The sequence below is a fragment of the Corynebacterium liangguodongii genome (assembly GCF_003070865.1).
In the GTDB taxonomy this organism is placed as follows: Bacteria; Actinomycetota; Actinomycetes; order Mycobacteriales; family Mycobacteriaceae; genus Corynebacterium; species Corynebacterium liangguodongii.
In genome coordinates this window covers 964,041-976,824 of sequence record NZ_CP026948.1, presented here as the reverse complement: position 1 = coordinate 976,824, position 12,784 = coordinate 964,041, and the positions used below count along the sequence as shown (strand labels likewise).

The following is a 12,784-nucleotide window of genomic DNA, read 5'->3' as shown; positions in this document are numbered from 1 at the left end:
GGAACACCACCCAACACCCCAAAACACCCCCCCAACCCCCCTTCCCGTCTAGAACACCCGCAAGAGAGTGACTACCTCCCGACCCGCGCCTCCAGACCGCACTTCACGGTCGGCCACTCGTAATCCAGGATGGAGTAGATGCAGGAGTCGCGCACAGTGCCGTTGTTCATGATGCGCTGGCGACGCAAGGTGCCCTCGTAGGTGGCGCCGAGCTTCTCTAAGGCCCGGCGCGACTGCCAGTTCATGGCGTGGCAGCGAAACTCCGCGCGGATGAAGCCGAGCTCCTCGAAGGCGCGGGTGAGCACGAGGAGCTTGAGCGCCGCGTTGATACCGCTTCCCTGTGCCTTCGTACTCAGCCAGGTGTAGCCCAACTCGCAGTGCCGGTTGTGGTCGTCGATGTTGTACATGCAGGTCAGGCCTACGGCGCGCCCGGCCGCGCGGTCGATGACTGCCCACGGAACGTAGTTGTCGCTGCCGAGCAAGAACTCGATCTGGGCGGCGACCCCTTCAGGCGCGGGAACGTGGTCGACGTACCACGTCTTCCCCAGGTCCCCGACGGCGGCGCGCAGGTCCTCGGCGTGCGCACCGCCCAGGGGCTCGAGCCGGACCAGCGCGTTTTCCATCACCACCGCGTGCTCAGTCATGGGAGTAGTCTACGCGCCGCGCGATGAGGACGAGCAGGGCTCCGGAGAGGTTGTGCCATACCGAGAAAACCGCCCCGGGCAGCGCGGCGAGCGGGCTGAGGTAGGCCCCGGCCAGCGTGGCGGCGAGCCCGGAGTTCTGCATGCCCACCTCGATGGCCATGGTGCGTGCGACGGGCTCGGGCTGGCGGGACAGTCGACCCGTAGCGTAGCCCAGCGCGTAACCGAGGGCGTTGTGGATCACAACAGCGGCCAGCACGATGAGCCCCGCCTGCACGATCTTGTCGCGGGAGCCGAAGACGACGATGGCGACGATCAGCGAGATCGCCACGACGGAGACCCACGGCAGTGCGGGCAGCACGGCCTCGATGGCCTTCGGCACGACGAGACGGAGTAGCAACCCGGCGACGACGGGGAGGAAAACCATGCGCAGGATGGACAGCGCCATCGACGAGGCGCTGACCGGCATGTATTCGCCGGCGAGCCAAAGGGTGAGCACCGGGATCACAAGCGGCGCGAGCAAGGTGGAGATGGATGTCATGGTGACGGAGAGTGCGACGTCGCCACGCGCGAGGTAGCTCACGACGTTTGAGGAGGTCCCACCCGGCGCGCAGCCGACGAGGATGACCCCTGCCGCGACTTCCGGCGGCAGGCGTAACAGCAGCGTGACGACGACCGCGAGCGCCGACATGATGACGAACTGCGCCACCACGCCAATGAGCACCGGCAGGGGGCGCCGGGCCACGAGCGCGAAATCGGCCGGGCGTAGGGTCAGCCCCATCCCGAACATGACGATGCCGAGCAGCCAGGTGGTCCACCCCGAGATGGGCTCGACGGCGGCTGGGGCGAGGTAGCCGAGAGCACCTCCGGCGATGACGAGAAGGGGAAAGCCAAGGGCGGCGAGGTATGCTGAGCGGTCTTCCTGAGATGCTTCCATAAGGCGGAATCTTAGTCCCGCCAGATGAACTAGCCGAACATGGTCCGCGCGGTGCGGTAGCGCCCCTCCGGGACCTGCTTGAGGTGCGCGACGGCATCGGCGAGAGGGACGAGCTCGATGTGTTCGCCGTGGAGCGCCACGCAGGTATCGAAGTTCCCCTCGTGGGCGGCGCGCGCGGCGTTGACCCCGTAGCGGGTGGCCAGCACGCGGTCGTAGGCGGTGGGCGTGCCGCCGCGCTGGATGTGGCCGAGGACGGTGGTGCGCACGTCGTAGCCGAGGCGCTTTTTAATTTCGTCGCCAATAATCTGGCCCATGCCGTTGAATGTCTTGTGGCCGAACTCGTCTTCCTCCCCTAGCCCGGCGTCCATGGTGCCCTCCTTGGGCACAGCCCCTTCGGCGACGACGATGATGCCGTATTTCTCCCCCATCTGGAAGCGGCGCTCCATCGCCTTGCACATCTCGGCGATGTCGAATGGTTGCTCCGGGATCACGGTGTAGTGCGCCCCTCCGGCCATGCCGGCGTGCAGCGCGATCCAGCCGACGTGGCGGCCCATCACCTCGACGATGAGGATGCGGTTGTGCGACTCCGCCGTGGTGTGGAGGCGATCGATCGCGTCGGTGGCCACCGAGACAGCGGTGTCGAAGCCAAAGGTGTAGTCGGTCGCGGCGACGTCGTTGTCAATGGTCTTGGGCACACCGACGACGGGGACGCCGTTGTCCGAGAGCCACTTCGCACCCTTGAGCGTGCCCTCCCCGCCGATGGGGATGAGGGCGTCGACCCCGGCGTCATCAAGATTGCGCTTGATTGTCTCTAGCCCGGCCTTAAACTTGTCCGGGTGGAGGCGGCCGGTGCCCAAGATGGTGCCGCCGCGCAGGAGGATGGAGTCGATGAACGCGTCGTCGTAAAGGTCGACCCGGCGGTCCTCGATGAGCCCGACCCAGCCGTCCTCGTAGCCCACCACCGTGGAGCCGTACTGGGAGCTGGCGGTGCGCACGATTCCGCGGATCACAGCGTTGAGCCCCGGGCAATCTCCGCCGGAGGTGAGTGTGGCAAGTTTCATGGCTTCAACCCTAGCCGTTTTTCGCCCCCACGTCCCTGCGCAGCAGCAACACGGTGAAAAGCCCGAAGATCATCGACGCGGCAACGACCACCACCGCCGCGGGCGCGGAGCTCTCGACGGGACCGGAGGCAAGCACGAGGCCCACGAGCGCAACGCCTGTGACGGAGCCGAGCTGGCGCACCGTGTTATAAACCCCGCTGGCGGCGCTCGCCGCCTCAGCCGGAATCCGGCGCATGGTCGTGGCCGCGTTTGGCGCCCAAAACAGCGCGCTGCCCACGCCGAGCAGCGCGGTCGCTCCCGCGAGCCACCCCGCCTTGGCTCCTACGGCCATGACCCACCACGCCGCGCCCAGCCCGGCGAGCATGAACCCGAACCCGGCAGCCGTGAGCACGCGCGGGTCCATGCGCTCGCTCAGCCTGCCCGCAAGCGGCGTGAGCACCATGGCCACGAGCGACATCGGCACCGCCACGAGGCCCGCGCGTGACGACGCCACCCCCGCCGCCCCCTGCAGCCAATACATCACCGGAATAAACATCGAAGCCACTGCAAAACCCATCGCGGCGACACCTAAGACGCCGGCGGCGAAGTTACCGTCCGCAAATAGGCGCACCGGCACGAACGCATCGCCGCGGCGCCTGAATTGGAGAGCACAAAACACCGCGAGTACCACGGCTCCGACGCCCACGGCCGCCGGTTCAAGGAACTGGATTCCGTACACGAGGGACCCGAGCCCGATGAAGGACAGTGCGGTGGAGGAGGCGTCGATACGCGCGGGCGAGGTGGGAAGCCGCGGCAGCCACACGAGCGCCGCCGCGGCGACGCACGCCGCGAACCCGGCCTGCACGGCGAAGGCGACGCGCCACCCCGACTCGACGACAACCCCTCCGAGGACTGGCCCGAGCAGCGAGCCGACCGAGCCGACCACCCCCCACGCGGCAAAGGCCGGGCCCCGCCCGCTCGCGGGAAAGACCCTGCTGATCAGCCCGAACGCCTGCGGCATGAACACCGCGGAACCGATGCCTTGCACCGCGCGGGCGGCGACGAGCCAGCCGAGCGAGAGCGAGGCGGCGGCCGCCGCGAGGCCGGCCGCGTAGAGTGCCATGCCGACGACAAACACCCGGCGCTGCCCGAACCTGTCGCCGAGCCTGCCAGCCAGCGGCATGGGCACGACCGCGCAGATGAGGTAGGCGCTGGTGAGCCAGACGGCCTCGCGGGCAGGGTAGGGCAGGTGCGGGGCGAGCACCGGCATGAGGCCCTGATCGATCATGATCAGGAAGTACCCCGCGGCGAGCGCCGCGAGGATCCGGGCGTTAGCGGCGCCCGGCTTCAAAGGCCGCACCGACGCGGTAGATCCTGTCGTCGCAAAACGCCGGGGCGATGAGCTGCAGCCCAACGGGCAGGTTCGTATCCGGGGCGAGCCCCGCCGGAACCGACATGCCCGGCAGGCCGGCGAGGTTGAGGGGCAGGGTAAACAGGTCGAAGTTGTACATCGCGAGCGGGTCTTCCACCTTCTCCCCGAGCGGGAAGGCCGTGGTGGGCACCGCCGGGCCGGCGATGATGTCAACGCCTTCAAAGGCGCGGGCGAAGTCGGCCGCAACAAGGGTGCGGATGCGCTGCGCCTGGAGGTAGTAGGCGTCGTAGTAGCCGACGGAGAGCGCGTAGGTGCCCAGGATGATGCGGCGCTTGACCTCTTCACCGAAGCCCTCGCCGCGGGTGAGCGCCATGACCTCCTCGGCGGAGCGGGTGCCGTCGTCGCCGCGCCGCTGCCCGTAGCGCATGCCGTCGAAGCGCGCCAGGTTGGAGGAGACCTCGGAGGTTTGGATGAGGTAGTAGGCGCCCATCACGTGGTCGAAGTTTGGGCAGTCGGCCTCGATGATCTCGGCTCCCTGGGACTCCAGCTGCGCGAACGCGGCCTCAACGACCTCGTTGACGCCGTCTTGGGTGCCGGGGCGGGAGAACTGCTTGACCCGGCCGATCTTCACTCCGCGCAGATCCCCGCTGGCGCCCTCCCTCGCCGCGGCAACCACGGGCGGGACCTCGCGCTCGACCGAGGTAGCGTCGAAGGGGTCGTGCCCGGCGATGATCTCGTGCAGCAGCGCGGTGTCGAGCACGTTGTTGGCGCAGGGGCCCACCTGGTCCAGCGAGGACGCGTTGGCGATCACGCCGTAGCGGGATACCCCGCCGTAGGTCGGCTTCGCGCCGACGGTGCCGGTCAAGGAGGCGGGCTGGCGGATGGATCCGCCGGTATCGGTACCGATGCCGAGCGGGGCCTGGCCCGCGGCGAGCGCGGCCGCGGTGCCGGAGCCGGAGCCGCCGGGCACGCGGGTGAGGTCGTGCGGGTTGCGCGTCGGCTTGTAGGCGGAGTTCTCGCCGGAGGAGCCCATCGCGAACTCGTCGAGGTTGGTCTTGCCGATAATCGGGATCCCGGCGGCGCGCAGTTTGGCCACCACGGTGGCGTCGTAGGGGCTTAAGTAGCCCTCGAGCATTTTCGACGCCGCCGTCGTCGGAGCGTCCGTGGTCACCAGCAGGTCCTTGAGCGCGAGCGGGACGCCCGCGAGCGCGGAGGCGGGCTGATCGCCGGCGGCGACCTGTGCGTCGACGGCGTCGGCGGCGGCGAGCGCGGAGGAGGCGCTGACGTGGAGGAACGCGCCGAGCTCGCCGTCGGTCTCGGCAATGCGGTCGAGGAACGCCTGGGTGACCTCGCGGGAGGTGACCTCGCCGGCTTGGATCTTGGCCGCCAGCTCGTGGGCGGGGAGGGAGATAAGCCCTTCGGCAGGAATGACGTAGTTAGTCATGGTGTTGGTCATGATGCTCTACTCCTCTCCCCCGAGAATCTGCGGGACGACAAAGCGGTGATCCTCCACGGCCGGCGCCTGGTCGAGCGCCTGGGCCTGGGTGAGCGTCTTTGCCTCGACATCGGCGCGCATTCCTGCGTCGATGGAGAGCGGGTGGCTCATCGGGCTCACGCCATTGGTGTCGACCTTTTGGACCATTGATACCGCATCGACGATGCTATCGAGCTGCGGCGCGATCTCGTCGAGCTCCTCCTCACTCAAGGCGATGCGTGCGAGGCGCGCGATGCGCGCTACCTCGTCGCGGGAGATCTCGGACATGGTAGTTCCCACCCTTCAACAATGCGGATGATGTGTGATAAACGCCCCTCATCATACGTCACAGCGCGGACGCTCCGGTGGGCGGCGTGTGTAAGCGGCGGTGATATAACTTGTCCTATGTCTTACCTCATCCGCGTCCACTTGCCGGATACCCCGGGCAGCCTCGGCGAGCTCGCGGAGGCCTTCGGGCTGGTCGACGCCGACATCCGCTCGGTGGACATTGTCCAGATGGACCGCGAGGGCGTGGTCACGGATGACATCGTCGTCGAGCTTCCCACGGGCACGCTTGTCGACGCCCTTATTACCGCCGCCGCGTCCGTTCGCGGCGTCGAGGTCGATTCGATCCGCCCGTTCACCGGCACCGTCGATAGGCGCGGGCAGATCCAGATGCTCGCGCGCATCGCGGAGGTCACCCACGACGTCACCGCCGCCGCCGAGCTCGTCTCGGTGATGCCACAGGCGATGACCTCCTCGTGGGCCGTCGTGTTGCGTGAAACCCCCGACGGGCTCGTGCGCGTAGCCGCGTCCCAGGCCGCCCCGGGCGACGACGGAACGACGCCGCAGCTCGTTGATGTCACCACGGCACGCATCCTCCACCCGGAGGACGACACCTGGGCACCGGAATCGTGGTGGCTGTTGGAGACTACGTTGGCGATTACCCCGCTTAAGGGCACGGACCTCGTGCTCGTGGTTGGCCGCGTCGGCGGGCCGGACTTCCTCGCCTCGGAGGTCGCGCAGATCGGCGACCTCGGCCAGATTATCGGCGCGATGCTGCGCTAGATTGCCACCTCCGCGGCCGTTCATGGTGGCCATTTCCGCCGTGTGTGTGATCTTTGTCGCGGCGAGTATCGCCATCGCCAACTGGTACGTCATCGTCGCCCGGTGGCTCCCGGCGCTTCTCGCGGTTGCAGTCTCGCTGCTCTCCCCGGCCAACATCGCGGCGGTCGGCGGATACGTCGCCATCTCCTGGCGTCTCAGCGCCCGAGCGAACCCGGGTGTGACCTCGTCGGCGGAGATCATCGCATGGCCGTAGACCCATTCGGTCAGCAACGCGGTGATACCGGCCGCGGCTGAGGCTGTGTGACCGACCCTGTCATGGAAAAACGCCAGCAGGTCCTCGTTGATGTGTAAAGCGTTGGGCCCGCAATGCGCTGCTGTGCAAGCAGCTGCGCATGCTCCGGGCTGTCGGTGAACAGTTTTTGCACGTGCCGCAGAAACTGGATCAACGCCGCAGATGGGTCGCCGATGAGTAAAAGCTCGGTATCGATCGCGCCCGAGAACCGGTCGCCGAGCTCAATCCGAATCTCCTCCAGGTCCGCGACGTAGGTGTAGAGCGCGTTGGGGCTCACACCGGCCTGCTGTGCGATGCGCCGCTGCGTTAACGCGCCGGGCCCATGGCGCGCGATAAGTTTCTCCGCTGCAGCGAACAGCTTCTCCGCAGAAATGTCGCCCCTGGGACCTCCCTTTCCCGCAACGCCAGCCATAGGGTTGTGGTACCCCGCCAACAAAATTCTACGATTATGGTATTTTAGAATTTGTGACACGCACTGAGACAGCACGCATCGCCGATCTCGAACGTCGGGTTGCCCGCCTCGAAGCCCACACCCATCCCACAGGCCAACAACCCCCTGCATTCGTACTCACCGAGGCGATCAAGCGTAACGACGACCTTGCAGACGGCGCCGTCACCTTCGGCGGCGTGGTCGATACAGGACTTGGCCACTACGAATATGAATGGGCCAGACCAACCCATTGGGTCACCGACAGCCCCTGGGAGAACGAGATCGAGCGCCTCTCCGCCCTCGCCCACCCACTGCGCGGCGAGATCCTGCGCCGCCTGCTCGCCTCCCCGGCTTCCGTGCCCGAGCTCGTCGCCGAAGGCATCGTTTCCTCCGCGGGCACCGCCTACCACCACATGAATGCTCTCCACGCCGCGGGCTGGGTGGCAAAGCGCGACGGCGGGTACACGATCCCCCCGGGGCGCATCGTCCCCCTCATGACCATCATCACCGCAAGCGAGGCACACTAATGCTGCGTACGCCGATTATCGCCGGAGCCCTCGTGGCGGCAATCACTCTCGCGGGGCTCGTCCTCATCGGCCCCCGCCCGATCTTCCTGAGCAACGATCCCACCGGCGACCCGGAGATCACTGCCGTGCTCCAAGAGCACGCAGAGCGGGGCCACCACAACCTCGCGGCCTTCGTCTACACCGACGGCGAGGTCCGCTATGGCGGCCTCGGCGCGGACGAAAACACCGAGTTCGAGATCGGGTCGATCACGAAGACCTTCAACGCGGAGCTGCTGCGCCAGCAGATCGAGGAGGGCACGATCGGCCTGGATACGACGGTGGGCGAGATTATCGACGTCCCCGGCGCTCCCATCGAAAACGTCACCATGGAAGAGCTGGTCAACCACACCTCGGGCCTTTCACGATTGCCGGGGGTTTCTTTTTCCAACCTCATGAGCGCAACGTTTACGCTGAGCAACCCCTACGCAGACGTAACGCCCGAGGATATCTTCGACATCGCGCGCACGGCCGAACTCAACGGGCGCGGCGAGGAGCACTACTCCAACTACGGTCACGCCCTGCTCGGTCAACTGCTGGCGAAAAGCGCCGGGATGCCCTACTCCGAGCTGCTAGAGCGGAAGATTTTCGCCCCAGCGGGGATGGAACACACGCACCTGCCTGATCACCCTGAGGGCTTGACGCGCGGGCTCGGCAGCACCGGGCACAGAGCCGAGCCATGGGTGATGGACGGCTACGCCCCCGCGGGCGCGATCCGCTCGACTGCGGCGGATATGGCCCGCTACGTCGAATGGGTCGCGCGCCACGGACGCCCGGAATACGGGTGGGCGGAAGCGCCGGCGGACGGGACGGATTACCCCTACCACAACGGCGCGACCGGGGGCTTTCGGACGATGCTCGTCTGGTCACCGGACGCGCCAGGCGAGGCTGCTTTCGTCGCTAACGATACGGCCGCCTGGGTCGACAGCCTCGGGCTCGAACTGTTGAGGTCACACACGAGGAGCGCTAGCTAGCATGATCACGATCGCCGTCATCTCTTTCCCCGCAGTCCTGCTCATCCTCAGCGCACTGAAAACGCGGCGCACCCCCAACCCGGGATGGGGCCGGCTTGCCGACGTCACCATCACCGTCGCCGTGTTAGTCCTCGTCGGGCTGAACTCGAACGTGGCGTGGAATAGTTTCGGCCTGGTGTGGATCTGGCTCGCCCTCGCGGTTGCCGCGGCGGCGGTAGCGGGCTACACCGTGACCAGGATTCTTAGTTCTGCCCCGTCTCCAGCAGCTGCCGAAACTGCGCCTCGTCAAGAATAGGAACGCCCAGCTCGCGCGCCTTGTCCGCCTTGGAGCCGGCGTTTTCCCCCACCACGACGTAGCTCGTCTTTTTCGACACAGACCCGGCCGCCTTGCCGCCGCGCGCGAGGATCGCCTCCTTCGCCTCGTCGCGGGTGAACCCCTCCAGCGTGCCGGTCACCACCACGGTGAGCCCCTCGAGGGTCTGCGGCGGGGCATCTTCGGTCGAGTCTTCCATGCGTACCCCCGCCGCGGCCCATTTCTCGACGATCCCGCGGTGCCAATCGACCTCGAACCAGTCCTTGAAGCTCTCGGCGATAATCGTGCCGACTCCGTCGGTGTCTGCGAGGTCGGCCACGGGGGCGTCGATAAGCGCCTCCATGGACTTGTAGCGGGCGGCGAGCGCGCGGGCCGCGGTCGGCCCGACGTGGCGGATGGACAGCGCGACGAGCACGCGCCACAGTTCCTTCTCGCGCGCGGTGGCGAGGTTGGCCAACAGCTTCTTGCCCGAGGCGTTGACCTTGCCGGCCTTCGTCGTGTACACGCTGGATTTCTCCAGGTCGTCCTCGGTGAGGTCGAACAGGCCGCCCTCATCGTCCAAAACGCCGGACGCGAGCAGGTCGGCCGCGCCCTTCTCGCCGAGCGCCTCGATGTCGAAGGCGCCGCGCCCGGCGAGGTAGGTCAGGCGCTCGGCGAGCTGCGCCGGGCACGAGCGCGTGTTCGGGCAGCGCCAGTCGGCATCGCCCTCCTTCGCCGGCGCCAACACCGTGCCGCAGGCCGGGCAGTTCGTCGGGTAGACGAACTCGCGCTCGGTGCCGTCGCGCAGGTCAGCCACCGGGCCGAGGACTTCCGGGATGATCTCGCCGGCCTTGCGCACCACCACGGTATCGCCGATGAGCACGCCCTTGCGCTTGACCTCGTGCTGGTTGTGCAGCGTCGCCATCGACACCGTGGAGCCGGAGACGAACACCGGCTCGAGCACGGCAAACGGGGTGGCCCGCCCGGTGCGGCCCACGGAGACCTCGATGCCGAGAAGCTTCGTGGTCACCTCCTCGGGCGGGTACTTGTACGCGATCGCCCAGCGCGGGGCGCGCGAGGTCATCCCGAGACCACGCTGGGCGGCCACGCTGTCGACCTTGACCACCAGACCGTCCATCTCGTGGATCGCGTCGTGGCGGTGATCCGCCCAGTAGCGCACGGCCTCGTGGACCTCCTCGGGCGTCCCGGCCAGGCGCGTGTATTCGGAGACCGGTAGCCCCCACTCCGCGAGCTTCTCGTAGGCCTCGTGCTGGGTCGCGGGCGAGAAGCCCTCACGCGCGCCGATGCCGTGGCAGATCATGTGCAGCCTGCGTTTCTTCACGTCCTCAGGGTTCTTCTGCCGCAGGCCCCCGGCGGCGGTGTTGCGCGGGTTGGCGAAGGGCTTCCCGCCCTCTTTGATGCGCTGCTCGTTGAGCTCCGGGAAGTCCTCGGGCCGGATGAACACCTCGCCGCGCACCTCGAGAAGCGGCGGGAAATCCCCGGTCAGCCGGTGCGGGATGTCCTCGATGACCCGCGCGTTGGCGGTGATGTCCTCACCGACGCGGCCGTCCCCGCGCGTCGCGGCTCGCACCAGCTCGCCGCCCTCGTAGACCAGGTCGATGGAGAGCCCGTCGATCTTGAGCTCCGTGAGGTAGGGCCCCGGCGTCTTCGCCAGCCACTCGGTGAGCTCCTCGGCGGAAAACACGTTATCCAGGCTGGCCATGCGCTCCAAGTGCTCGACGTCGTTGAAACCGCTGGCCACCGGGGCGCCGACCTCCTTCGTCGGCGAATCAGGCACCGCGAGCTCCGGGTGGGCCTCCTCGAAGGCCTCGAGCTGCTTGTACAACGCGTCAAACTCGGCGTCGGAGATCACCGGCTGGCCGTTGTAGTACAGGTCGCGGTGGTGGCGCACCTCGCTGGCGAGGTCGTCCCATTGGCGCTGCAGGTCTGCGGAAATGTCGCTCACGGAAAGCCAGTCTAGAGTGAGGTCCATGCCAACGTTTGACGCCTCACGCATGCTCTCCTTCGACCTGGAGACCACCTCGGCCGACCCCGCCGTGGCACGCATCGTCACCTCCGCAACAGTGCTTATCGACGGCTCCTCCGTCACCCCCTCGGAAACACTGGCCGACCCCGGCGTCGAGATCCCGGCCGAGGCCGCCGCCGTGCACGGGATCACCACCGAGAAGGCCCGCTCGGAGGGACTCCCCCACGACGAGGTGCTTGCAGAGACCGTCTCCACCATCAAGCGCGGCTGGGAGGACGGGCTGACCCTCATTGTGTTCAACGCCTCTTTCGATCTCACCGTGCTGCGGCACCTGACCGGGGATTTCACCGTCACCGGCCCCGTCTACGACCCCTTCGTCATCGACAAGGTAAAGGACCGCTACCGCAAGGGCAAGCGCACCTTGGGAGCCCTGTGCGAGTTCTACGGCGTCAAGCTTGGCAACGCCCACGAGGCCACCTCCGATGCCATGGCCGCCGCCCGCATCGCGTGGAAGCAGGTGCGCATGTGGCCGGAGCTGGCCCAGATGGACGTCGGCGAACTCATGGAGTACCAGGCCGTGGAGTACTACAAGATGCAGTCCGAGCTCAAGACCTACTTCGAGTCCCGCGGCCGCGACGCCTCCAACGTGAACCTGGGCTGGCCGATGGCGGGCTAAGCCCTAGCCCAGCCCCTCCCACATGCCGCGCGCCTCCCGGTAGTTCTCCGCCGCCTCTCTCAGCGTCGCCGCCGGGCGCGCCCACACGTCGAGCCCCACGACGGCCGGGTCGATCTGCAGCTCGTCGAGGAAGGCCCACACCTGCTTCGGCTGCTGCGGCGCGATCGCCAGCCGGGTGCCTGCCTCTATGAGCGCCGCCACCCTGTCCTTGCCCGCCCCGTCGAGCGCGGCGATGTCCACGGTGAGCCACGGCGCGTTTACTAGTGCTTCGGTGTGGAGCAGGTGGGCGTCGAAAAGCGAAAGCCGCTCCTCGGGCTCGGGTACGGCGCGGATCTCCTCGTAGTCCGTCGCGCCCTTGAGCTCGCCAGCCATGATCTCGGGCAGCGCAGGCTCGTCGAGCTGCAAGATCGTGCGCGCGGCGCATCGCTTCTCGACGTCTTCTCTGTGCGCCCGGACCGCATCCATCAACGCATCGGTGACATCGCGCAGCGCGCCCGGGTCGGTGATGATGCGGTGGCCGTTTGCCATCTCGATCCGCGCCGCCAGCGTCCACGGGCCGACGAGCTGGACCTTTATCTCCTCAACCTTCCCCGCCCAGAGCTCCTCGAGGCGGTCTAAGTCGCGCGCCATCTGATCCCTGGCGCCGCGGTGCCGCGTGGCCACTCGCCACCCGCGCGGGCCGCGGTCGATGGGGATGTCCAGCAGCGCAGCGGTGCGCCCGATGAGGTCCGAGCCTAATCCCCGCTCGGGCAGCTGCGGCAGGTGCGGGGTGGGGCTCTCCCCCAGCACGATCTCGGCGGCCTTGGCCAGATCGGTGCCGGGCATCTCTCCGAGGCCGAATGCAGTCACGATTGCTCCTTCGTGTCGAGGGGATGCGTCCGATTCTATGGCGCTTCTCCGCCTCAACCCGGATACCCCGAACATGCCGCGGGTTGAGGGTGAGCAACCGCCAGTTGAGGCGTCCGAGTTGAGGTAGAAGTCGTGGGGGCGCCTCGGGGTGCTCCCCCTACGAACAACCGTGTATCCACAGACGAGTAC

Annotated in this window: 15 protein-coding genes; 6 read left to right on the top strand and 9 right to left on the bottom strand. The window is 67.5% G+C overall.

Translation table 11 applies throughout. The features are described from left to right. Nucleotides 1–71: 71 nt before the first annotated feature. The 6 genes from C3E79_RS04685 to gatC are packed head-to-tail and all read right to left on the bottom strand — an operon-like array spanning nt 72 to nt 5,752. Nucleotides 72–644 carry a GNAT family N-acetyltransferase gene (locus C3E79_RS04685; protein WP_108403870.1) on the bottom strand — a complete coding sequence of 191 codons (573 nt, stop codon included), beginning with the start codon at nt 642–644 and terminating at the stop codon, nt 72–74. Beyond that, a complete protein-coding gene (locus tag C3E79_RS04680) occupies nt 637–1,578 on the bottom strand; it encodes a bile acid:sodium symporter family protein (RefSeq protein WP_108403869.1) in 942 nt (313 codons plus the stop codon). Before C3E79_RS04680 ends, C3E79_RS04685 begins: the two co-directional genes overlap by 8 nt. 29 nt (nt 1,579–1,607) lie before the next feature. Continuing rightward, on the bottom strand, nt 1,608–2,639 hold the full coding sequence (locus C3E79_RS04675) for an ATP-dependent 6-phosphofructokinase (protein WP_108403868.1): 1,032 nt from the start codon (nt 2,637–2,639) through the stop codon (nt 1,608–1,610). Nucleotides 2,640–2,649: 10 nt separating this feature from the next. Further along, a complete protein-coding gene (locus C3E79_RS04670; RefSeq protein ID WP_235840704.1) occupies nt 2,650–3,978 on the bottom strand; it encodes an MFS transporter in 1,329 nt (442 codons plus the stop codon). Continuing rightward, nucleotides 3,950–5,434 carry an Asp-tRNA(Asn)/Glu-tRNA(Gln) amidotransferase subunit GatA gene (gene gatA / locus C3E79_RS04665; RefSeq protein ID WP_108405060.1) on the bottom strand — a complete coding sequence of 495 codons (1,485 nt, stop codon included), beginning with the start codon at nt 5,432–5,434 and terminating at the stop codon, nt 3,950–3,952. Before gatA ends, C3E79_RS04670 begins: the two co-directional genes overlap by 29 nt. An 18-nt stretch (nt 5,435–5,452) precedes the next feature. Continuing rightward, nucleotides 5,453–5,752 carry an Asp-tRNA(Asn)/Glu-tRNA(Gln) amidotransferase subunit GatC gene (gene gatC, locus C3E79_RS04660; RefSeq protein WP_108403866.1) on the bottom strand — a complete coding sequence of 100 codons (300 nt, stop codon included), beginning with the start codon at nt 5,750–5,752 and terminating at the stop codon, nt 5,453–5,455. A 117-nt stretch (nt 5,753–5,869) separates the two neighbouring features. Here gatC and C3E79_RS04655 point away from each other — a divergent pair, with 117 nt between their 5' ends. Further along, nucleotides 5,870–6,532 carry an ACT domain-containing protein gene (locus C3E79_RS04655; RefSeq protein WP_108403865.1) on the top strand — a complete coding sequence of 221 codons (663 nt, stop codon included), beginning with the start codon at nt 5,870–5,872 and terminating at the stop codon, nt 6,530–6,532. A 22-nt stretch (nt 6,533–6,554) separates the two neighbouring features. Further along, nucleotides 6,555–6,785, top strand: a complete 231-nt coding sequence (locus tag C3E79_RS04650; RefSeq protein ID WP_108403864.1) for a hypothetical protein — start codon at nt 6,555–6,557, stop codon at nt 6,783–6,785. A 10-nt stretch (nt 6,786–6,795) separates the two neighbouring features. Here the strand turns inward: C3E79_RS04650 and C3E79_RS04645 are convergent, their stop codons facing one another. Continuing rightward, a complete protein-coding gene (locus tag C3E79_RS04645) occupies nt 6,796–7,236 on the bottom strand; it encodes a TetR/AcrR family transcriptional regulator (protein WP_158268509.1) in 441 nt (146 codons plus the stop codon). A 53-nt stretch (nt 7,237–7,289) separates the two neighbouring features. On the opposite strand from C3E79_RS04645, the gene C3E79_RS04640 reads away from it, so the two are divergent. Genes C3E79_RS04640 through C3E79_RS11315 form a run of 3 tightly spaced genes read left to right on the top strand, consistent with a single transcriptional unit; the run spans nt 7,290 to nt 9,086 of the window. Beyond that, nucleotides 7,290–7,781: an ArsR/SmtB family transcription factor gene (locus C3E79_RS04640; protein ID WP_108403863.1), complete on the top strand. Its 492-nt coding sequence runs from the start codon at nt 7,290–7,292 to the stop codon at nt 7,779–7,781. Beyond that, nucleotides 7,781–8,791, top strand: a complete 1,011-nt coding sequence (locus C3E79_RS04635) for a serine hydrolase domain-containing protein (RefSeq protein WP_108403862.1) — start codon at nt 7,781–7,783, stop codon at nt 8,789–8,791. Before C3E79_RS04640 ends, C3E79_RS04635 begins: the two co-directional genes overlap by 1 nt. Nucleotide 8,792: 1 nt before the next feature. Continuing rightward, nucleotides 8,793–9,086: a hypothetical protein gene (locus C3E79_RS11315; RefSeq protein WP_146183417.1), complete on the top strand. Its 294-nt coding sequence runs from the start codon at nt 8,793–8,795 to the stop codon at nt 9,084–9,086. Here C3E79_RS11315 and ligA read toward each other — a convergent pair. After that, entirely contained in the window at nt 9,034–11,076 is a 2,043-nt protein-coding gene (gene ligA, locus C3E79_RS04630) for an NAD-dependent DNA ligase LigA (protein ID WP_412778874.1), read from the bottom strand. The two genes, C3E79_RS11315 and ligA, sit on opposite strands and share 53 nt — an antisense overlap. Here ligA and C3E79_RS04625 point away from each other — a divergent pair. Beyond that, entirely contained in the window at nt 11,075–11,746 is a 672-nt protein-coding gene (locus C3E79_RS04625) for a 3'-5' exonuclease (RefSeq protein WP_108403861.1), read from the top strand. The two genes, ligA and C3E79_RS04625, sit on opposite strands and share 2 nt — an antisense overlap. A gap of 3 nt (nt 11,747–11,749) precedes the next feature. On the opposite strand, the gene C3E79_RS04620 is transcribed toward C3E79_RS04625, so the two are convergent. Continuing rightward, nucleotides 11,750–12,595: a uroporphyrinogen decarboxylase/cobalamine-independent methonine synthase family protein gene (locus C3E79_RS04620; protein WP_108403860.1), complete on the bottom strand. Its 846-nt coding sequence runs from the start codon at nt 12,593–12,595 to the stop codon at nt 11,750–11,752. Between the last annotated feature and the right edge of the window lie 189 nt (nt 12,596–12,784).